Origin of the sequence: Alkalihalophilus marmarensis DSM 21297, from assembly GCF_000474275.2 — a bacterium.
GTDB lineage: Bacteria > Bacillota > Bacilli > Bacillales > Bacillaceae_D > Alkalihalophilus > Alkalihalophilus marmarensis.
This window is the reverse complement of record NZ_ATAE01000030.1, coordinates 67295-87083: the sequence shown is the minus strand read 5'-3', so window position 1 is coordinate 87083 and position 19789 is coordinate 67295. Positions and strand designations below refer to the sequence as shown.

The window sequence follows — 19789 nt, the reverse complement described above, 5'->3', positions numbered from 1 at the left end:
TTATGAAATTACAAAAAAGAATATAGATAAAATCATGAATGGAATTATTCTAACATTTTTGCATGAACCATTTAAAAGGCTGGACATACTAGGAGTGGAGGTGGTTAAGTTGGAACAGAACGAACAGTTAGAACAAAATGAAAAAGAACAGCAAATGTCTTTTCCGGTTAAAGTTGTAATAATTGGCTTTTTCGGGGGGCTTATTTGGTCATTAGTAGGGTACTTTGCCTTTTATTTTAATTTTATAAGAGTAGGACCTGCTCTAGTTTTAATGCCATGGGCTCTTGGTGACTGGAAAAATACCTATATTGGACAATGGACTGGAGTAGTTGTTATAGCTGTAATTTCGATAGGGGTTGCTTTTTTATATAAAGTTATTTTGCAAAAGGTCCTTAGCGTGTGGGCTGGTGTAGGATTTGGAGCTATTTTATGGGGCCTTGTATTTTATGTTTTTAACCCTTTTTTCCCAGGCTTAAAAACGGTACAAAACTTAGACTCAAACACAATAGTCACCTCTCTTTGTTTATATATTCTATATGGAGTGTTTATCGGATATTCGGTTTCCTATGAATATGCTGAGCAACATCATGAATTATCAAACAATCAAAACGAAGAAAATGGTGAAAAAGACTAAATATTTTGTAACAAACGTTGCTAACTTCTTCCTATATGATATCGCTAAATGTTACACTTATGATGAAATAAGTAGAACGCGGTCAGATCGTATCATTGAAGCGGGGGGGTAACGATGAAACAATTTATGGTGATTAACGGTCCTAACTTAAATCGGTTAGGAAAAAGAGAACCAGCAGTATACGGGCACAAAACACTAGAAGATCTAGAGGGGCAGCTGCTAGAGACGGCTAGAGAGTTAGGTGTAGGAATCACCTGTGTTCAATCAAATCATGAAGGCCGATTGATTGATGCCATCCACGAAGCCGCTGATCAATATAGTGGGATCATTATTAATCCAGGAGCCTTTACCCACTATAGCTATGCTATTCGTGATGCGATCGCTAGTGTTGATTTGCCAGTCATAGAAGTACATATCTCAAACGTCCATACACGTGAGGAATTTAGACACCACTCTGTTATAGCTCCTGTAACAAAAGGGCAGATTGTAGGACTAGGTTTGTATGGCTATGTTATGGCATTAACTGCGCTCGTAAAAGGAGAGGATTAATCATGAAACAACGAATTGAAGCGTTAAGAGAACAACTTAGGTCAGCTGATGTAGAGGGATTATTAGTAACAAGTGGTCATAACCGTCAATATATGACAACGTTTACCGGCTCCTCAGGTGTTGCTTTAATTACATTAGACAAGGCTTTGTTTATTACTGACTTCAGGTATATGGAGCAAGCTAAGGAGCAGGCTGCCGGATATGAGATCGTTCAGCACACTGGACCTATTTTTGAAGAGGTAGCAAAGCAAGTAGAGGCATTATCTATTAAAACATTAGGGTTTGAGCAATCCCATCTTACATATGAAGCACACCAATTGTACACGAAGTTTGTTGAATCAGCTAAACTTGTTCCGGTGTCTGGTTTGATTGAGAAACTGCGGATGTTTAAAGATTCAGATGAAATTAAGTTAATTAATGATGCAGCAGAAATTGCCGATGCAGCATTCAGCCACATTACTGGTTTTATTAGACCGGGGATCAGTGAGTTAGACGTATCGAATGAGCTTGAATTTTTTATGAGGAAACAAGGAGCTGCTAGTTCATCATTTGATATTATCGTCGCTTCAGGTTTCCGCTCTGCACTTCCGCATGGTGTAGCGAGTGAGAAGATGATTGAAAAAGGCGAACTAGTGACGCTTGATTTTGGGGCTTACTACAAAGGGTACTGCTCAGATATCACAAGAACGGTAGCTGTAGGTGAAGTCAGTGATGAGCTAAAGGCGATCTATCATACCGTTTTGGAGGCCCAGTTACGCGGGATGGAAGGGATTAAGCCTGGTATAACGGGAAAACAAGCGGATGCACTGACACGAGACTACATCACTGAAAAAGGGTATGGTGAATATTTTGGCCACTCTACCGGTCACGGTTTAGGGTTAGAAGTTCATGAAGGACCTTCGCTGTCTGTAAAATCGGAAACCGTTCTAGAACCAGGTATGATTGTGACAGTTGAACCTGGAATTTATGTAGCGGGTGTCGGCGGGACAAGAATAGAAGACGATACGTTAATTACAGAAGATGGAAACAAGTCATTTACTAAATCTACGAAAGATCTCTTGATTGTTGGCGAGTAAAAATTCTCGGGAAACTTTACACAGCCTATGGTATAGTAAATATTGTGATTGACCACCAGCCAAAAGGTGGAAAGATGGAGGAAGATAAAATGATTTCAGTAAACGATTTTAAAACAGGATTAACGATTGAAGTTGATAATGGGATCTGGCAAGTAATGGATTTCCAACATGTAAAGCCGGGTAAGGGTGCAGCTTTTGTACGTTCTAAATTGCGTAATTTACGTACTGGCGCTGTTCAGGAAAAAACATTCCGTGCCGGTGAAAAAGTATCAAAAGCTCATATTGAAAATCGTCGCATGCAATATTTATATGCAAGTGGAGATATGCATAATTTCATGGATAATCAATCGTTTGAGCAGATTGAGCTGCCTACAAACCAAATTGAGCATGAATTACAATTCTTAAAAGAAAATATGGAAGTTCAAATTATGACGTACCAAGGCGAAACACTTGGTGTGGAAGTACCAAATACTGTTGAGCTTGAAGTAACGGAAACAGAACCAGGTATTAAAGGAGATACAGCTTCTGGCGGTACAAAGCCAGCTACGCTTGAAACAGGCTTAACTGTTCAGGTTCCTTTCTTTATTAACCAAGGTGATGTGCTGCTTATTGATACACGTAACTCAGCTTACGTTTCAAGAGCCTAAATCAAACCCTTTAGACGAGTACACTTTTATAAGTGTGCTCGTCTTTTTTTTGTTCTTAATCAAGAAAAAATGACATAGGTTGTACAAAGTGTGAAAGTCAAGAGGTGAAGGTGTTGAAGACATGGTTCTTATCGATAGAAGCAGCCCTGCTTGCAATGGCAGGCTTGCGATTGCTTTCTGGATTAATTGAAATAAGTGCTGCTGGTCTCATGTTGAAGCTGAATAGTGTAGAAAAAGCGGTCGCAGTCAATGCAATGTTAGCCATTGTCGGTCCAACTATTTTTATTACATCCATTTTAATCGGCTTAACAGGGTTGTCAGATCGATTGTCACTAAGTAAGTTTCTATTCATCGGGGCAGGTGTTGTCCTTATTTTAATCGGGATAAAAAGGTAGGAGGGATTGCTGTGTTAGATGACATTTTAGCTGTAGTACCTGAGTCGATAAGAGTAGTGCTTCGGCAAATACCTGCAGCCATAATAAATGATGTCGAAGAGATTCGCATCCGGATTGCCCGCCCTCTTGAAGTGGTCGCCCGCGGAAAACCTTTTTATCCCACAAATGATGATGGTTCTATGTATATTGTCCAGCCAAAAGAAGGACAGCTCTTATTAAGTCAATTAAGCCAGCACTCCCTTTATGCATTTGAAGAAGAATTGAAAAAAGGATTTATAACGATTCATGGCGGACATCGTGTTGGGCTTGCAGGAAAAGTCATCTTAGAGAGGGGAGAAGTGAAAACGATTCGGGATGTAAGCTCCTTTAACATCCGAATAGCCAGGCAGTCCATTGGAATGGCCGATCGGCTCATACATTATTTATTTGAAAACAGATGGCTGAACACCCTTTTCATCGGCCCTCCGCAAACCGGTAAAACGACAATATTGCGAGATGTAGCCAGGCTGATTAGTGAGGGGGATGAAAAGAGAGGAATTGCTCCGTTGAAAGTCGGGATCATCGATGAACGTTCTGAAATTTGTGCTAGTATGCGAGGCGTTCCACAGCATCAACTAGGACCACGCATCGATGTACTAGATGGATGTCCGAAAGCAGAGGGGATGATGATGATGATCCGCTCTATGAGCCCTGATGTGTTGATTGTTGATGAAATTGGACGAGTGGAAGATGTGCTCGCTGTTCAAGAGGCTGTCCATGCAGGTGTTGGGGTGATAACGACAGCTCATGGTCACACAATCGATGATGTACTAAAGAGGCCGGCATTAAAAGAATTAATGCAATTTGGTGCCTTTGATTTAGCTATTGAACTTACGAGAACGACAAGACCGGGTGTGGTTAAAAAAATCCATACATTTAATAAAAGAGCAAAATTATCGTCATCTAAAGCGACTGTGGTGAGAAAGCAATGAAACTATTTGGAGCGCTGCTTATCATCCTTGTGACAACAGCGGTTGGGTTTGAGCTTGCTAGAAGATTAAATGAGCGGCCAAGACAGCTCAGGACGTTAAAGGTAGCTATTCAAGCATTAGAAGCAGAAATTTTATTCGGTTTAACACCGCTTGCAGAAGCTTCACACAATTTAGCTAAACAAACACCAAAGCCCATCTCTTATTTATTTGAGTATTTTTCATACAAGCTGCGTCATACAGAGCTGCCTGCTTATGCTGCTTGGGATGAGAGTATAGCTGAAATGTGGTCTCTTACCTCACTTTTAGAAAGCGAGAAGGAGATATTGAAACAATTTGGTCAAACGCTAGGCCAGCATGACCGCAGCCAGCAGGAGAAACAAATAAAAATGACACTCGCCCACCTAGAAAGAGAGGAAGGCGAAGCAAGAGATCGTCAACATCGTTATGAAAGGATGGTGAAAAGCTTAGGATTTTTAACTGGATTATTAATCGTTATTTTACTGATGTAGAAGTAGCGTTATAGGAGGAGGAGAACATCGTGTATGATGTGAACACGATTTTTCAAATCGCTGGCATAGGTATTGTGGTCGCCATGATTCATACGGTATTAAAACAAATGGGAAAGGAGGACTGGGCTCACTGGGTTACATTAATAGGGTTTGTCGTCGTTTTATATATGGTAGCGACAATTGTAGATGATTTATTTCAAAAAATCAGGACTGTTTTTTTGTTTCAAGGTTAAGGGGGGTGCGTTGCGATTGACATTATACAAATAGTGGGTCTAGGACTGATCGCAACCTTCCTTGCCCTTGTAGTGAAAGAACAAAAACCGATGTTTGCCTTCTTATTAACGGTATTTGTAGGCGTTATTATATTTATCTTTTTAGTTGATGAGATTACAAAAATTATTGAAATGCTAGAGTCCATAGCACAAAACGCAAATATTAATATGGTGTATTTGCAGACCATTTTAAAAATTATCGGCATTGCTTATATCGCTGAATTTGGAGCACAAATTGCTAAGGATGCCGGACAAGCTGCAATTGCTACAAAGATTGAACTTGCTGGAAAGATTTTAATATTAGTGATGGCGATTCCTATTTTAACTGCTGTTATAGAAATGGTGCTTGCTTTACTGCCAACCTCATAAAATCAGGATAACAAATGAAAAAAATGAAGGGAGGGGTGAGGATTGAAGCAAGTCATAGTCACTTTCCTTTTTCTCACCCTGCTATATGGACTGGCTAGCCCGGTTAGTGCAGAAGCTCAAGTCACTGAACCGAGTCAAGAGGAATCTTTTGTAGAAAGACAGCTAGAGAACTTACAGCTCGATGAGATTCATTCCTATTGGGAAGAGATTTCAACTGAGTACGGAGGTTTTTTACCAGAAAGTCAAAAGGGTAGTTTTCTAGAGTTTATTAAAGGAGACAAGCAGTTCTCTTTTAAAGAGTGGGGTATCGGGTTTGTCAGGTATTTGATGCATGAATTGATTGTAAATGGAAAGCTGTTAGGCACACTGATTCTGCTTACGGTATTTTGTATGATCTTGCAGTCTCTTCAGAATGCATTTGAACAGCATACGATTTCAAAAGTTGCCTATGCCATTACTTATATGGTGCTGATGATCATTGCACTAAATAGTTTCCATGTGGCGATCTCTTATGCACAAGATGCAATCAACAACATGATTCACTTTATGATTGCCCTGCTTCCATTACTCCTGGCCATTATGGCGGCTGTCGGTTCGATTACATCAGCTGCTTTATTTCACCCGCTGATTATCTTTCTCGTCCATACCAGCGGACTTTTAATTCAATATATTGTACTGCCCTTATTGTTTTTATCAGCCGTCCTGGCTATCGTCAGTACGCTCACTGATCATTATAAAGTAACAAAGCTTGCAAATTTCTTGCGAACCATTGCAGTCGGGGCACTTGGAATTTTTTTAACAGTCTTTCTCGGCGTCATATCGGTACAGGGAGCTTCAACGGCTGTAGCTGATGGAATTACGGTACGAACAGCTAAGTTTATTGCCGGTAATTTTGTGCCGGTTATCGGAAGGATGTTTACAGATGCAGCAGATACAGTGATGAGTGCTTCACTCCTATTAAAAAACACAGTAGGGATCGCGGGGCTTGTTATATTACTGATGCTGTGTGCCTTTCCAGCAATTAAAATCCTTTCTATCGCCATCATTTTTAATCTTTCAGCTGCGATATTACAGCCATTAGGCGGGGGACCGATTATTGAATGTTTATCGATTATTGGAAAAGCAGTCATTTATGTTTTTGCCGCACTAGCGATTGTTTGTTTAATGTTTTTTCTCGCTATTACAATCATGGTAGCTGCTGGGAACTTATCATTTATGGTCAGGTAGTAAGGGGGAGATAAAGTGGGTTTTCTAACAGATTGGATCACAAATATCATCCTCCTCATTTTATTAGCTACCATTCTTGAGTTGATGATTCCAAATTCTGTCCTGCAAAAATATGTGAAGATGGTAGTCGGCCTTCTTTTACTTGTGATGATCCTGCAGCCGATCCTTTCATTAATTACAAAAGATGTTGATCAGTGGCTGGTATCGATCACTCAACAATCTAATCAGCTGGAAAGTTCCATAGAACAAGAAATAAATTTACAAAAAAGTGATATAGAGCTCGGCCTTCGTGCATATATTTCAGAACAGATGGCTGTCCAATTAGAAGAAGAAGTCAAAGATGAGTTGAGAGATCAGTATGAAGTGGTCATTTCACAAGTGGAAGTGAAAATAAGAGAGTCGGTCAATCAGACACCAACTGCTGAGGATATTGAGGCCGTCATTGTTTATCTTAAAGATACTCATGAAGGCCTGACAGAGAGTGATGCTGCAGTAGCTCCGGTTAGTGTTGTAAAGATTGATACGTCAAAACAAGTTCCACAAGAGATGAAACAAGAGACAAGGGATCTCACAAGTGTACGGAGACTTCTTTCTACTAATTGGGAAGTTCCAGAAGAAATGATTTCGCTAGCGTGGGAAGGAGGGGAATAAATAGAATGAGTCAAGACGAACAGAAGGGACGCCAATGGTTAAGTCATTTATTGAAAAAGCCAGACGGCAGTCAGAAAAAACGAAAACTCCCGCTGCACTATATTGCGTTAATAGGATGCTTAGGGATTGCGCTGATGATTGCTGGAAACCTTCTGACTAACCAACCAATGAATGAAGAACAATCCTTGCCTGTCTTCAATGATAAGGAAAGTGAGGAGGATGCGGAAGTATTTGGACGAAATGCATCGCCAGAACCTTATTCGATGGAAGATTACGAGATGCGTTATGAGAATCAATTACGTGACACGCTAGAGCAAATTGTTGGGTTAAGTGATGTTTCTGTCATGATTAATCTCGCTGAATCTGAGAGGAACGTTTACGAAAAAAACATCAATGCAAGAGAGCAGCATACGGATGAAACGGATCGTGAGGGAGGAACTAGAAAAGTAGATGATACGACTAGAGATGAACAGCTCGTTATTGTCAGAAGCGGGGATAGAGAAGAGCCGGTTCTAGTTTCAAAAGAAAAACCTAGCATTCGCGGGGTACTGGTCGTTGCTGAGGGGGTTGAAAATGCTCAAGTGAAATTATGGGTGATTGAAGCTGTCAGCAGAGTTCTAGATGTCCCGTCACATCGTATTTCAGTAATGCCTAAGAAAATGGAGGAGGAATAAAAATGGTCCTTAAAAAACAAACAGTTTGGTTATTAACAATGCTTAGCTTGATAGTGGTGTTATCTGCTTATTACTTAATGACTCCAGGTCCTGCATCAGAAGATATTGCTTTTGTTGACAATCAAGAAATGGAAGCAGCAGAAGAGGGTATGGAAGATTCAGAGGACATGGTCGTTAATGTAGAAGAGGAATTTGAAGCTGTTGATGCGGAGACTGGTGAAGAAGTAGCGAATACAGAAGTGAATGCTATGAGTGGAAGTGAGCTTTTTGCTACAATGCGAGTAGAACTGCAAGAAAACCGTGATCGAATGGCAGAAGAGTACACGAAAATTCAAGCAGCAGGTGACGTGGCAGCAGAGAAAGTTGTAGAAGCACATGAAAAAAGCATGGAGCTTCTGGCACTATCACAGCAAGAATCAATGCTTGAAACGTTAATTAAAACGAAAGGATTTAACGATGTCCTTGTCATGACAGAAGGTCAAGAAGTAAAAGTCATTGTTCAAGCTGAAGAGTTAACAGGGGCACAAACAGTTGAGATTATGGATATGGTTGCTGATCAATTAGGCAACGGAAAAAGTGTAGTAGTAAGTCACGAATAAAAAAGTCAGGCGTTTGTCCATATAGGACAGATGCCTTTTTTTATATGAAAGCCAGTGATCCGAAAGGGAAGCCATGATAAAAAAGAACCGAGTTAGACAAAGAGGTGCATTAGAGGGAGCGACATGGTATAATACGACAATGTAACTTGAATACGAGGAGCGATTTATCCATGGAATGGACAGACCTAACTGAAGGTGCCAAGGCGGTACTTGAACAAACACGTAACCTTAAAAACGATCATATCCAGATTGTTGAATTTGAAATTGGCTTTGAGCAGCATGTTGAGAATGAAGATGGTCATTCCTATACAGTTTCAATTCAAGAAGAAGATTATCAGAATTTAAAAAAATACACTCAAGAGAATGAGTACGGCGATAAATTTCACATGGCGAGAAATAAAGATATTGTGAAAATTATTCTGCTTGAAGACGGGAAGATTCCTGAGAATTTATCAGAGTTCCCTGTATTTCGTCAATACAAAAAAGAAGCATTAGTAAATGAAGAAACACAAGCGCAAGAGGATGCAGCTGAGTAAGTTGAAAAGCTCTTTTATTCTGTTATGAATAAAGGAGTTTTTTTTGGTTATCTAGAATCATAGTATTCAGACAAATCTCAATCGTAATTCATTCTTTAAGTCGAATTTCACAGAGAGTTGCTTCAAAGTTATGATATAATACATTTTATATTAGTAAGATCATGCTTCACCCCCTAGAGGAGGGTGTAAGTAAGAAAAGGAGAGTACATATATGTTAAAGGTACAAGAAATTAAAGAATTAATTCGTGCAATGGACCAATCAAGTCTTGATGAAATGAAGTTCGAGCAAGAAGGAACAAAAATCATTCTGAAGAAACAAACAGCAGAGGCAGTAGCAGTACAAGCAGCTCCGGCACCAGTTGCAGCTGCAGCTCCACAACAAGAGGCACAGGCTCCCAAACCTGTAGAACAAGCTGAAACTGTAAAAGCTGAAAGTCCATCAAAAGGTGAAAAATCAGAAGCGGCAGATGCAAATTTACATACGATTACTTCACCAATGGTAGGAACATTTTATTCATCTCCATCACCTGACTCTGACCCTTATGTGAAATCAGGCGACACGGTAGAAGAAGAATCTGTTGTATGTATTGTTGAAGCGATGAAGTTAATGAATGAAATTGAAGCTGAAGTAAAAGGAAAGATTGTTGAAGTTCTTGCCCAAAACGGTGAACTTGTTGAATATGGTCAACCATTATTTGTCGTAGAACCTAGCTAAATTATAGGAGTGGGGATAACATGATAAAAAAACTGTTAATTGCAAACCGAGGAGAAATTGCAGTTCGAATTATTCGAGCTGCCCGTGAAATGGGTATTGAAACCGTTGCCATTTATTCTGAGGCTGATAAGGACGCGCTTCATGTTCGTTTAGCAGATGAAGCGTATTGCATTGGACCGACACCTTCTAACAAAAGTTATTTAAACTTCACAAACATCATGAGTATTGCAACCTTAACAGAAACGGATGCTATCCATCCTGGTTACGGATTCTTAGCAGAGAATGCAGACTTCGCTGAAATTTGTGCTGCTTGTAAAGTGACATTTGTTGGACCAAGTCCGCAAGCGATCAACAAAATGGGAACAAAAGATGTGGCGCGTGATACGATGGCGCAAGCAGGAGTGCCGATTGTTCCTGGTTCTGATGGTATTGTGGAAGATGCAGAAGCTGGTATGAAAGTAGCTGAGGAAATTGGTTTCCCTGTTATTATTAAAGCAACTGCTGGCGGTGGCGGGAAAGGTATTCGTGTAGCTCGCACCCCTGAGGAACTGAAAAAAGGGATGAACATTACTCAGCAAGAAGCTGCAACAGCATTTGGTAACCCAGGAGTATATATTGAAAAATACATTGAAGATTTCCGTCATGTAGAAATTCAAGTTCTTGCTGATAATCATGGAAACGTCGTTCACTTAGGTGAGCGTGATTGCAGTATTCAACGCCGTCTTCAAAAGCTGTTAGAAGAAACGCCTTCACCAGCTATTACTCCTGAAAAGCGTGCTGAGATGGGAGCTGCAGCGGTAGCAGCTGCAAAAGCAGTAAACTATTCAGGTGCGGGAACTGTAGAGTTTATCTTTGATCATAATACGGGCGAATTTTATTTCATGGAAATGAATACACGTATCCAAGTTGAGCATCCTGTGACTGAGATGGTAACAGGGGTTGACTTAATTAAAGAACAAATTAAAGTAGCGAGCGGAGAAAAATTATCTTTCACTCAAGAAGAAGTGACATTTAACGGCTGGTCAATTGAGTGCCGTATTAATGCTGAGAACCCGTCTAAAAACTTTATGCCTTCACCAGGGAAAATTACAAACTACCTGGCTCCAGGCGGTTTAGGTGTGCGTATCGATTCTGCTGTATATCCTGGTTATGTTATTTCACCGTTTTATGATTCAATGGTAGCTAAAGTAATTACTTATGGTGCGACACGTCAGGAAGCAATTGACCGAATGAAGCGCGCATTAGCAGAGTTTGAAATTGAAGGAGTCGATACAACGATTCCTTTCCATTTGAAGCTTCTGAATCATGAAACCTTCGTATCGGGCGACTTTAATACGAAATTCCTAGAAGAACATGATGTTATGGGAGTTAGAGCAGTAACAAAATAAAGGATTTGGAGGAATGTATGATGAATGAAAATCACATTCTAGAATTAGAAGATCAAAAATCTGAGCTTGGTACAGTAGAGATCTCGCCAGAAGTGATTGAGGTTATCGCGGGTATTGCTGCATCTGAGGTAGAAGGTGTTGCAACAATGCGTGGTAATTTTGCTGCTGGAGTAGCCGAAAAGCTTGGCCGCAAAAATCACGGTAAAGGTGTAAAGGTCGAGCTTGATGAAGAAGGAATCACTGTGGATGTCTCTGTTGTGATTTCATACGGCGTTCAAGTACCTGAAGTAGCGAAGCTTATCCAGCACAATATTAAACAAGCGCTGCAAACAATGACTGCGATTGATCTGCAAGCGGTCAACGTCCACGTAGTAGGCGTTCAATTTGAAACAACAGAAGTGATTGATACAGAAGCATTATCGTAAGAAAGATAGAGCGGCCAAGAGTCAAATCTTGGCCGCTCTTGCTCATTTCTTAATGATCTAGTGGATTTAGAGGTGAAATAATGGAAAGAATATTGTGAAAACGAAGGATAGAGAGGAAGAAATTCAATATTGTTCTGTTTTCACAAAAAGTGTTATGCTATTATCAACATATTAACGACTTATTTTATTAATAAGGTAAAGGGGTAAGAACTGAATGAATCGAAGACTGGCACGACTACGAGCAGCCCAAGCATTATATCAAATGGACTTAACCGGTTCAGAGATGAAAAGTGCAATTGAAAGTGTATTGGAAGATAATGAGAAACAGAGTGAGTTTTTCATACAATTAGTTCAGGGAACAACTGAAATAAAAGCAAAGATAGATGAAACCATTTCAGCTAATTTAGAAGGCTGGACGATTTCAAGAATGGGGCATGTTGATCGCGCCATTATTCGTATGGCTATGTATGAAATGTTGGAAGTAGAAGATATTCCGGTCAATGTTACGTTTAATGAAGCAATTGAGTTAGCAAAAGCTTTTGGTGGGGATGAAGCAGGTCGTTTTGTTAATGGAGTCCTTTCAAAGTCTATCGAAACGCTTAATCTTGATCGAAAAAAATAATTAAATGAATGAGTAAGGGGAGTGGGAAACATGAGTGCTGCGTTACTAAATGGGAAAGAGCTTGCTGCTAAAAAAAGAGAAACAATGAAAAAAGAGGTTTCAAAACTTATAGAGGCTGGTATTAAGCCAGGTCTTGCGGTGATTTTAGTGGGTGACAATCAAGCATCGAAAACATACGTACGATCTAAGCAAAAGGCGTGTGAACAAATTGGTATTCATTCTGTCCTTACGACGATGCCTGAAGATACGACAGAAGAAGTATTATTAGCTGAGATTGATCGTCTTAATGAAGACCCTGATATTGACGGAATTCTCGTCCAGCTGCCCTTGCCTTCACAAATCAGTGAGAGAGCAGTGATTGAACGTATTGCGCCAGAAAAAGATGTGGATGGTTTTCACCCCGTTAACATTGGAAGAATGATGACAAAAGACAAGACATTCTTACCATGCACGCCATTTGGAATTGTAGAAATGTTAAAAGAGGCTGACATTCAAATGGCAGGAAAGCACGTTGTGGTCGTAGGCCGAAGCAATATCGTAGGTAAGCCTGTTGGACAACTCTTGCTAAATGAAGATGCAACCGTTACATACTGTCACTCTCGTACAGATGACATTGCAAACTTTACGAAGCAAGCGGATATTCTTATTGTAGCAGTAGGACGTGCAAAAATGATTAAAGCCTCAGATGTCAAAGAAGGTGCGGTAGTTGTTGATGTTGGTATGAACCGAGAAGATGGTAAATTATGCGGAGATGTTGATTTTGATGAAGTGCGTGAAGTGGCTTCTCATATCACGCCTGTACCTGGCGGTGTTGGCCCGATGACAATTACGATGCTTCTTGAAAATACGATTCAATCAGCAAAAGAACGAGCATAAGGAGAGCTTTATGAGCGTAGGAGACATTGTATCCGTTTCACAATTGACCAGATATATAAAAGGTTTAATGGAACATGACCACATTTTGACCGATGTATGGATTCGTGGTGAAATCTCTAATTTTAAATTACATAGCCGTGGTCATATGTACTTTACGATTAAAGATCAAAACTCACGTATACAGGCGGTGATGTTTGCTGGACATAATCGTTATTTAGCCTTTAAACCAGAAAATGGGATGAAGGTTTTAATTCGTGGCGAAGTAAACGTATATGAACCATATGGTCAATATCAGCTCTATGCAAAAGAGATGCAGCCTGATGGAGTAGGGAGTTTGTTCTTAGCTTATGAAAAGCTTAAAGAAACCTTACAAGAGGAAGGGCTTTTTGACGAGTCAAGAAAAAGGCCGATCCCTCGTTTCCCAAAAAAGATTGCAATCGTCACGTCGCCTACTGGTGCTGCTATTAAAGACATGCTTGCTACCTTAAAGCGCCGGTACCCGCTTGCTCAAATTACATTGCTGCCTGTTCTCGTTCAAGGTCAGGAGGCACCTGCATCTATTGTGCGGGCTGTTAATCAGGCGAATGCAGCGAATCAATTTGACACTTTAATCGTGGGGCGTGGCGGCGGATCGATTGAAGAATTATGGGCATTTAATGATGAGGGAGTTGCTCGCTGTTTAGCTGCTTCTACAGTGCCCGTGATTTCGGCAGTAGGACATGAAACGGATTTTACAATTAGTGATTTTGTAGCGGATCTTAGAGCACCTACCCCAACAGGTGCAGCGGAGCTTGCAGTACCTGATGTAGCCGATTTGCTTCATTCGAGACAAGTTCTCCACAACCGGCTTAAAAGACAGATGAAGCTTAAAGTAGAAGAACATCAAGAGCAGTTAAAGCGTCTTAAGCGTTCTTATGCCTTCAGATATCCTCTGCAGCTCATCAGGCAAAAGGAACAAGAGCTAGACACGCAGCTTGAAAGATTGCAAAGGGCATCTAAGCGTCATATGTCTGATAAGCAACAGCTATTTCAACTTGTGGAAAAAGCTTTGCAGCGGCTTCATCCTAAAGCCCAGATTAAAGACGCGCAATCTGGCTTGAAAGATAAAAAACTCCGTCTCGAAAAGTCAATGACTCAGCACCTTTCTAAACATGAGCAACGGTTTAACCATGTAGTAAGTGAGTTGAACCTGCTTAGTCCATTAAGGATCATGGAGCGAGGCTATAGCTTGGCCTATACTGAAGACAAAGAAGAGTTGGTGAAATCAATCCAGCAAGTTGATACAGGACAGAAGGTCGAAGTAAGAGTAACTGACGGAGTAATTTATTGCCAAGTAGAAGATAAACAGTCAAAACATTCATAAAGCCAAAAGTGAAATGGAGGGGTTAAGATGACTAAAGCGGCAGAGACAACGGCAAAAGCGAACGAAATAAGCTTTGAAGATGCCATGGAACAATTAGAAACGATTGTAGAAAAGCTTGAGCAAGGCGACGTACCTCTTGAAGAGGCTATCTCAATGTTTCAAGAAGGAATGCAGCTCTCCAAAGAATGTCACTCGAAATTAACGAGTGTAGAAAAGAAGATGGATCAAATACTCCATGCAGACGGTGAACTTGAAACGACGGATTTTCAGGAGGAGGAAGAGTGAACGAGCAATTAAAGGGTTTCTTTAATGAATATAGGAAATTAATCGATGCTAGACTCCCTTCATATATCGAAGACCTCAGCACTCCAGACACGTTAAAACAAGCAATGACCTACTCCTTGAAAGCTGGAGGGAAAAGAGTTCGCCCCCTCCTTTTGCTTGCTACATTAGACGGATTTAATCGACCAATAGAAGACGGTCTTGATCTGGCTTGTGCGATAGAAATGATTCATACGTATTCACTTATTCATGATGACTTGCCTGCCATGGATGATGATGATACAAGAAGAGGCCAGCCCACAAACCATAAAGTATATGGAGAGGCTATGGCAATACTTGCAGGAGATGCTCTTCTTACATATAGTTTTGAATTAATTACAAGTATGCCTGCTGTCCGTGAGGAGCCTGCAAAAGCTTTAACATTAGTACGTGAATTAGCCAAAGCAAGCGGGCCTTGTGGGATGGTCGGGGGGCAAGTGGCTGATATTGAGGGTGAGAATCGATCACTGACTGTTCAGGAGTTAGCAGACATTCATCACCATAAAACAGGAGATCTTTTAGCTTATTCAATTATCGCAGGGGCTGTTTTAGCTGATGCAAGTGAGGAAGACTTAGAACATTTGCGAATGTTTGCTATTGAGCTCGGGCTGCTTTTTCAAATTAAAGATGACATCCTTGATGTTGAAGGAGACTCAGATAAACTAGGCAAGCCGGTTGGAAGTGATGATGGAAATAATAAGAGCACATATCCTAGTCTTCTTGGGCTGGATGGAGCAAAGAAAATGCTTGATGTGCATACAATGAAAGCAAAAGAACATCTTGAGGCAGTGAAGATGGATCGAACGTTGCTTTTAGCTTTAACAGATTATGTAGCAGGCCGCGACCATTAATTGGAGTCGTACGGACTTCTTTTCCATTGAGCTTCTTGTATAGAACATGTTATACTTATGTATACGAAGAGTGGTGCAGTATTCTAGTCAGTCCTCCGTTTTTGAAGGCGGGGCTAAAAATCCGCCAAAGGGCACATCGATGAAGCTCCTTGTCTTGGCTTGAGGCGCCCAGCCTTGGGTCTTGACTGGGAGAAAAGGTAGTAGGGCGATCCACAAAGGCATGTGGGCGATGACCCTACTACTGTGGAGGCCTTTTGCAGAAACGGTATGTATTAGATGCCGTTTTATGCAAAAGGTATGAACCTGCATAGGCAAACTAGGGAGTTTGTCTGCAGCGTAGCCTGCCTTGAGTGGAGTTAGAGGGGATTATGGATATGTGTTCGCCTCATTGTCGGCCAACAATGAGACGTTCTTACCATATGAAATCTGCTCTGCAAAAGAGGATAAAAAAATGGCTCGGGACTGTTGAGGAAATCTCCTAGACTGTTCAATTGAGTTGCAGTTGACATCTATTGAGGATTACAGTGTAGACTAAGTGGTAATCCAGTCTGACGTTTGGTGACAGCGTCAAATTCGGTATAATGGGAAACCACCATTGCGGCGACGCGTGGGACTGAATTGGGAAACCCTACTGGACCTAAGCTACAGAGTTTACTCTTTAGATGACCACTCCATTAATTTTATTTATGTATGTTACATAACTAAGTATAAAGGTGATACAGATACGAATATGAAACCTCTATTGAAATCGATACATTGGAGTTTGGGAATTGCCGTTATCACACTAGTGTTAGCGGCTATTTTTTCAGTTATTTCCACATTTGTATTAAGTGGAGTAACATGGGCTGTTGGCATGATCATCGTTTTTATTATTGTCTTTTTTGGTGTGTTTTTTGATACAATCGGTGTAGCGGCTACAGCTGCACACGAAAAACCCTTTCATGCAATGGCATCTGAGAGGTTAAATGGTGCAAAACATGCGGTGTTAATTACCCGCAATGCGGACAAGTTTGCCAATTTTTGTAATGATGTAATTGGGGATATATCAGGTATTATCAGTGGTACAGCATCAGCTTATGTTGTACTTCAACTTTCCATTCAGCTAGGATACGGTGAAACCTCGATTCAGCAATTTTGGATTTCAGTCCTGTTTACGAGTGTTGTGGCCGCATTGACTGTTGGCGGAAAAGCGATTGGCAAAACCTTGGCGATCCATTATGCGACCCCGATCATTTACCAAGTTGGTAGATTATTGTACCTTTTAGAGGTAAGATTAAAAATAAAAGTATTTCAAAACAACGTAAAAACGAAGAAAAAGTTAAAATGATACTAAGACAAATTGACATGAAAGTGAGGGTTTCTACATGAAGCTAGAAGAGTTTAAAAACCCGAGCGTACTAAAAAATTATTCAAAAGATGAGATGGCTGAATTAGCAGATGACATTAGGAGCTTTCTTATTGAGAAGCTTTCAGTAACAGGCGGTCACCTAGGACCCAATCTTGGAGTAGTTGAATTAACGCTTGCTCTTCATCAGTTATTTGACAGCCCGAAGGATAAATTTATTTGGGATGTGGGACATCAAGCTTATGTACACAAAATCTTAACAGGAAGAGCTGGCCAATTTGATCAGCTTAGACAGTATAAAGGGTTATGCGGGTTCCCAAAACGTAATGAAAGTGAACATGATGTGTGGGAAACAGGTCATAGTTCTACGTCTCTTTCTGCAGCTATGGGTATGGCTGTTGCGCGTGACCTGAAGGGGACAGATGAAAACGTTGTTGCGATTATTGGAGATGGTGCCCTTACTGGTGGAATGGCTCTTGAAGCCTTGAATCATATTGGACATGAGCAAAAAGATCTCATTGTTGTTCTTAATGATAATGAAATGTCAATTGCTCCAAATGTAGGTGCGCTTCACAGTGTTCTCGGTAGATTAAGAACAGCTGGAAAATACCAAAAAGCTAAAGAAGAGTTAGAGCAGTTAATTAAGAAAATACCAGCATTCGGCGGAAAGCTTGCCACTACGGCAGAACGTGTGAAAGACAGCTTAAAATACCTGCTCGTATCAGGGATCTTCTTTGAAGAAATGGGCTTTACTTATCTTGGTCCTGTTGATGGGCATGACTTTGATGACTTGAAGGAGAATTTGTCTTATGCAAAGAAGACAAAAGGACCAGTTCTTATTCATGTTCTAACAAAGAAAGGTAAAGGGTATGAACCAGCTGAAAAAGATGAAAAAGGTACTTGGCATGGATTAGGACCATACAAAATTGAATCCGGTGAAGTTGTTAAAAAGCCAGGGCCTCCGAGCTACAGCGGTGTGTTTGCTGAGACTTTGAAAAAAGTGGCTAAAGAGGATAAAAGAATTGTGGCAATTACAGCTGCAATGCCTGGTGGAACAAAGCTCGATGTGTTCGCGAAGGAATTTCCAGATCGGATGATTGATGTAGGTATTGCTGAACAGCATGCGACAACAATGGCAGGAGGGCTCGCTACACAAGGAATGAAGCCTGTATTTGCCGTCTACTCCACATTCCTGCAACGCGGATACGATCAAATTGTCCACGATGTATGCCGTCAAAATTTAAATGTTGTATTTGCGATCGATCGTGCTGGCCTAGTCGGAGCTGATGGGGAGACTCATCAAGGAGTCTTTGATATTGCCTATTTACGTCATTTGCCGAACATGACGATTTTAATGCCTAAAGATGAAAACGAATTGCAGCACATGATTTATACAGCTACCCAGTATGATGACGGCCCTATTGCGGTTCGTTACCCTCGTGGGAATGGCTACGGTATTAAAATGGATGAAACTCTAAAAACGCTTCCGATCGGCAAGTGGGAAACGTTGAGCGATGGCAATGACGCCTGTATTCTGTCTTTCGGTACGATGCTTCCTGTAGCAGAAGAAGCGGTAGAACAGCTCGCAAAAGAAGGTATTTCTGTGAAGCTTGTTAATGCCAATTCAGTAAAGCCTTTAGATGAGAAGCTGCTTCATGATTTGGCTAAAGCAAACATGCCTGTATTAACCTTAGAAGAGGCATGTGTACAAGGCGGATTTGGTAGTGCAGTGTTGGAATTTTTCCATGATCACCATTATCACAACGTAGAAGTGAATCGAATGGGTATACCAGATGAATTTATTGAGCATGGAAGTGTAGGTCAGCTGCTTGAAGAAGTTGGCTTAACGAGTGCAGGAGTCGTTGAACAACTGTCAACCATGCTTCCTAGAAAGCAACAAAGGGCGTAAGAAATGGCTAAAAAAGAACGTGTAGATGTATTGCTTGTAGAACGAGGCTTGCTAGAAACAAGAGAGAAAGCAAAGCGCTCAATTATGGCAGGTCTTGTTTTTACCGGCACAGAACGAATAGATAAAGCAGGTCTGAAAATTGATGCGGATGCTCCCCTTGAAGTGAAGGGTGTGTTAATTCCTTACGTAAGCCGCGGAGGATTAAAGCTTGAGAAAGCTATTAACGTATTTCAGTTAGAACTTACAGATAAAGTAGTGCTTGATATCGGAGCCTCCACAGGGGGGTTTACAGACTGTTCGCTGCAAAACGGTGCGAGAAAGGTTTATGCACTTGATGTGGGTTACAATCAGCTTGCATGGAAGATCCGTCAAGACGCACGAGTGGTTGTCATGGAGCGTACGAATTTCAGGTATGTCAAACCAGAAGACCTGACAGAGGGTCTTCCTCATTTTGCGACCATCGATGTTTCCTTTATTTCCTTAAAAATCATTCTGCCTGTATTAAAAACGATGCTTATGCGGGGTGGTGAGGTTGTTGCGCTCGTTAAGCCTCAATTTGAAGCAGGCAGGGAGCAGGTAGGAAAAAAAGGAATTATCAGAGATCCTTCTGTACATAAGGAAGTATTAGAAAAGATGGCAGCCTTTGTACAAGCTGAAGGGTATACACTTGAGGGATTGGACTATTCTCCGATAAAAGGCGGAGAAGGGAATATTGAATTTCTCATGCACTTAAGCCTTGATAAAGAGGAATCACATCCAATAGAGGATCTAGCCTCGCGGATTGATGAGGTTGTCACTCAGGCTCATGAACAATAGAGATGAAAAAGAAGGAGATATTCCTTCTTTTTCTTTTGAATAAATACAG

At 40.8% G+C, this 19789-nt stretch carries 25 protein-coding genes; all 25 read left to right on the top strand.

What is annotated here, in order from left to right:
* Positions 1-109: 109 nt before the first annotated feature.
* The 25 genes from A33I_RS10620 (at position 110) to A33I_RS10500 (ending at position 19740) form a co-directional block, all read left to right on the top strand.
* Entirely contained in the window at positions 110-634 is a 525-nt protein-coding gene (locus tag A33I_RS10620; RefSeq protein ID WP_012959669.1) for a YqhR family membrane protein, read from the top strand.
* Positions 635-748: 114 nt separating this feature from the next.
* Positions 749-1183 carry a type II 3-dehydroquinate dehydratase gene (gene aroQ / locus A33I_RS10615; RefSeq protein WP_022628402.1) on the top strand — a complete coding sequence of 145 codons (435 nt, stop codon included), beginning with the start codon at positions 749-751 and terminating at the stop codon, positions 1181-1183.
* Positions 1184-1185: 2 nt separating this feature from the next.
* Complete coding sequence (locus tag A33I_RS10610; RefSeq protein WP_022628401.1) at positions 1186-2259, top strand: M24 family metallopeptidase; 1074 nt, start codon at positions 1186-1188, stop codon at positions 2257-2259.
* Positions 2260-2348: 89 nt separating this feature from the next.
* The gene (efp, locus tag A33I_RS10605; protein WP_012959666.1) at positions 2349-2906 is read left to right on the top strand and encodes an elongation factor P; all 558 of its coding nucleotides are present in this window, start codon (positions 2349-2351) and stop codon (positions 2904-2906) included.
* Between the two features lie 113 nt (positions 2907-3019).
* Positions 3020-3301 (top strand): YqhV family protein, encoded by a 282-nt coding sequence (locus A33I_RS10600; RefSeq protein ID WP_012959665.1) that lies wholly within the window; start codon positions 3020-3022, stop codon positions 3299-3301.
* Positions 3302-3312: 11 nt separating this feature from the next.
* A complete protein-coding gene (spoIIIAA, locus tag A33I_RS10595; RefSeq protein ID WP_022628399.1) occupies positions 3313-4272 on the top strand; it encodes a stage III sporulation protein AA in 960 nt (319 codons plus the stop codon).
* Positions 4269-4781 (top strand): stage III sporulation protein SpoIIIAB, encoded by a 513-nt coding sequence (gene spoIIIAB / locus A33I_RS10590; RefSeq protein ID WP_012959663.1) that lies wholly within the window; start codon positions 4269-4271, stop codon positions 4779-4781. The genes spoIIIAA and spoIIIAB overlap by 4 nt, the downstream gene beginning before the upstream one ends.
* A 26-nt stretch (positions 4782-4807) precedes the next feature.
* Positions 4808-5014: a stage III sporulation protein AC gene (spoIIIAC, locus tag A33I_RS10585; RefSeq protein WP_031311554.1), complete on the top strand. Its 207-nt coding sequence runs from the start codon at positions 4808-4810 to the stop codon at positions 5012-5014.
* Positions 5015-5029: 15 nt separating this feature from the next.
* Positions 5030-5422: a stage III sporulation protein AD gene (spoIIIAD, locus tag A33I_RS10580; protein ID WP_083477631.1), complete on the top strand. Its 393-nt coding sequence runs from the start codon at positions 5030-5032 to the stop codon at positions 5420-5422.
* Positions 5423-5464: 42 nt separating this feature from the next.
* Entirely contained in the window at positions 5465-6649 is a 1185-nt protein-coding gene (gene spoIIIAE, locus A33I_RS10575) for a stage III sporulation protein AE (protein WP_022628397.1), read from the top strand.
* A gap of 15 nt (positions 6650-6664) precedes the next feature.
* On the top strand, positions 6665-7300 hold the full coding sequence (gene spoIIIAF, locus A33I_RS10570; RefSeq protein ID WP_022628396.1) for a stage III sporulation protein AF: 636 nt from the start codon (positions 6665-6667) through the stop codon (positions 7298-7300).
* A 5-nt stretch (positions 7301-7305) separates the two neighbouring features.
* On the top strand, positions 7306-7974 hold the full coding sequence (spoIIIAG, locus tag A33I_RS10565) for a stage III sporulation protein AG (RefSeq protein WP_022628395.1): 669 nt from the start codon (positions 7306-7308) through the stop codon (positions 7972-7974).
* A gap of 2 nt (positions 7975-7976) precedes the next feature.
* A complete protein-coding gene (locus A33I_RS10560) occupies positions 7977-8573 on the top strand; it encodes a SpoIIIAH-like family protein (protein WP_022628394.1) in 597 nt (198 codons plus the stop codon).
* Positions 8574-8743: 170 nt separating this feature from the next.
* Positions 8744-9109: a hypothetical protein gene (locus A33I_RS10555; protein WP_012959656.1), complete on the top strand. Its 366-nt coding sequence runs from the start codon at positions 8744-8746 to the stop codon at positions 9107-9109.
* Between the two features lie 211 nt (positions 9110-9320).
* Positions 9321-9824 (top strand): acetyl-CoA carboxylase biotin carboxyl carrier protein, encoded by a 504-nt coding sequence (accB, locus tag A33I_RS10550; RefSeq protein WP_012959655.1) that lies wholly within the window; start codon positions 9321-9323, stop codon positions 9822-9824.
* A 20-nt stretch (positions 9825-9844) separates the two neighbouring features.
* Complete coding sequence (accC, locus tag A33I_RS10545; RefSeq protein ID WP_022628393.1) at positions 9845-11212, top strand: acetyl-CoA carboxylase biotin carboxylase subunit; 1368 nt, start codon at positions 9845-9847, stop codon at positions 11210-11212.
* 20 nt (positions 11213-11232) lie between these two features.
* Positions 11233-11637 carry an Asp23/Gls24 family envelope stress response protein gene (locus A33I_RS10540; RefSeq protein ID WP_022628392.1) on the top strand — a complete coding sequence of 135 codons (405 nt, stop codon included), beginning with the start codon at positions 11233-11235 and terminating at the stop codon, positions 11635-11637.
* A 214-nt stretch (positions 11638-11851) separates the two neighbouring features.
* Complete coding sequence (gene nusB / locus A33I_RS10535; RefSeq protein WP_022628391.1) at positions 11852-12259, top strand: transcription antitermination factor NusB; 408 nt, start codon at positions 11852-11854, stop codon at positions 12257-12259.
* A gap of 30 nt (positions 12260-12289) precedes the next feature.
* Positions 12290-13135, top strand: a complete 846-nt coding sequence (gene folD, locus A33I_RS10530) for a bifunctional methylenetetrahydrofolate dehydrogenase/methenyltetrahydrofolate cyclohydrolase FolD (protein ID WP_022628390.1) — start codon at positions 12290-12292, stop codon at positions 13133-13135.
* 10 nt (positions 13136-13145) lie between these two features.
* Positions 13146-14498 (top strand): exodeoxyribonuclease VII large subunit, encoded by a 1353-nt coding sequence (gene xseA, locus A33I_RS10525; protein WP_022628389.1) that lies wholly within the window; start codon positions 13146-13148, stop codon positions 14496-14498.
* Positions 14499-14525: 27 nt separating this feature from the next.
* Positions 14526-14783 carry an exodeoxyribonuclease VII small subunit gene (xseB, locus tag A33I_RS10520; protein ID WP_022628388.1) on the top strand — a complete coding sequence of 86 codons (258 nt, stop codon included), beginning with the start codon at positions 14526-14528 and terminating at the stop codon, positions 14781-14783.
* Positions 14780-15670 (top strand): polyprenyl synthetase family protein, encoded by an 891-nt coding sequence (locus A33I_RS10515; protein ID WP_022628387.1) that lies wholly within the window; start codon positions 14780-14782, stop codon positions 15668-15670. Before xseB ends, A33I_RS10515 begins: the two co-directional genes overlap by 4 nt.
* Positions 15671-16400: 730 nt before the next feature.
* Positions 16401-16997, top strand: a complete 597-nt coding sequence (locus A33I_RS10510; protein WP_012959646.1) for a hypothetical protein — start codon at positions 16401-16403, stop codon at positions 16995-16997.
* A 37-nt stretch (positions 16998-17034) separates the two neighbouring features.
* On the top strand, positions 17035-18924 hold the full coding sequence (gene dxs, locus A33I_RS10505; RefSeq protein ID WP_022628386.1) for a 1-deoxy-D-xylulose-5-phosphate synthase: 1890 nt from the start codon (positions 17035-17037) through the stop codon (positions 18922-18924).
* A 3-nt stretch (positions 18925-18927) separates the two neighbouring features.
* A complete protein-coding gene (locus tag A33I_RS10500) occupies positions 18928-19740 on the top strand; it encodes a TlyA family RNA methyltransferase (protein ID WP_022628385.1) in 813 nt (270 codons plus the stop codon).
* The last annotated feature ends 49 nt before the right edge of the window (positions 19741-19789 follow it).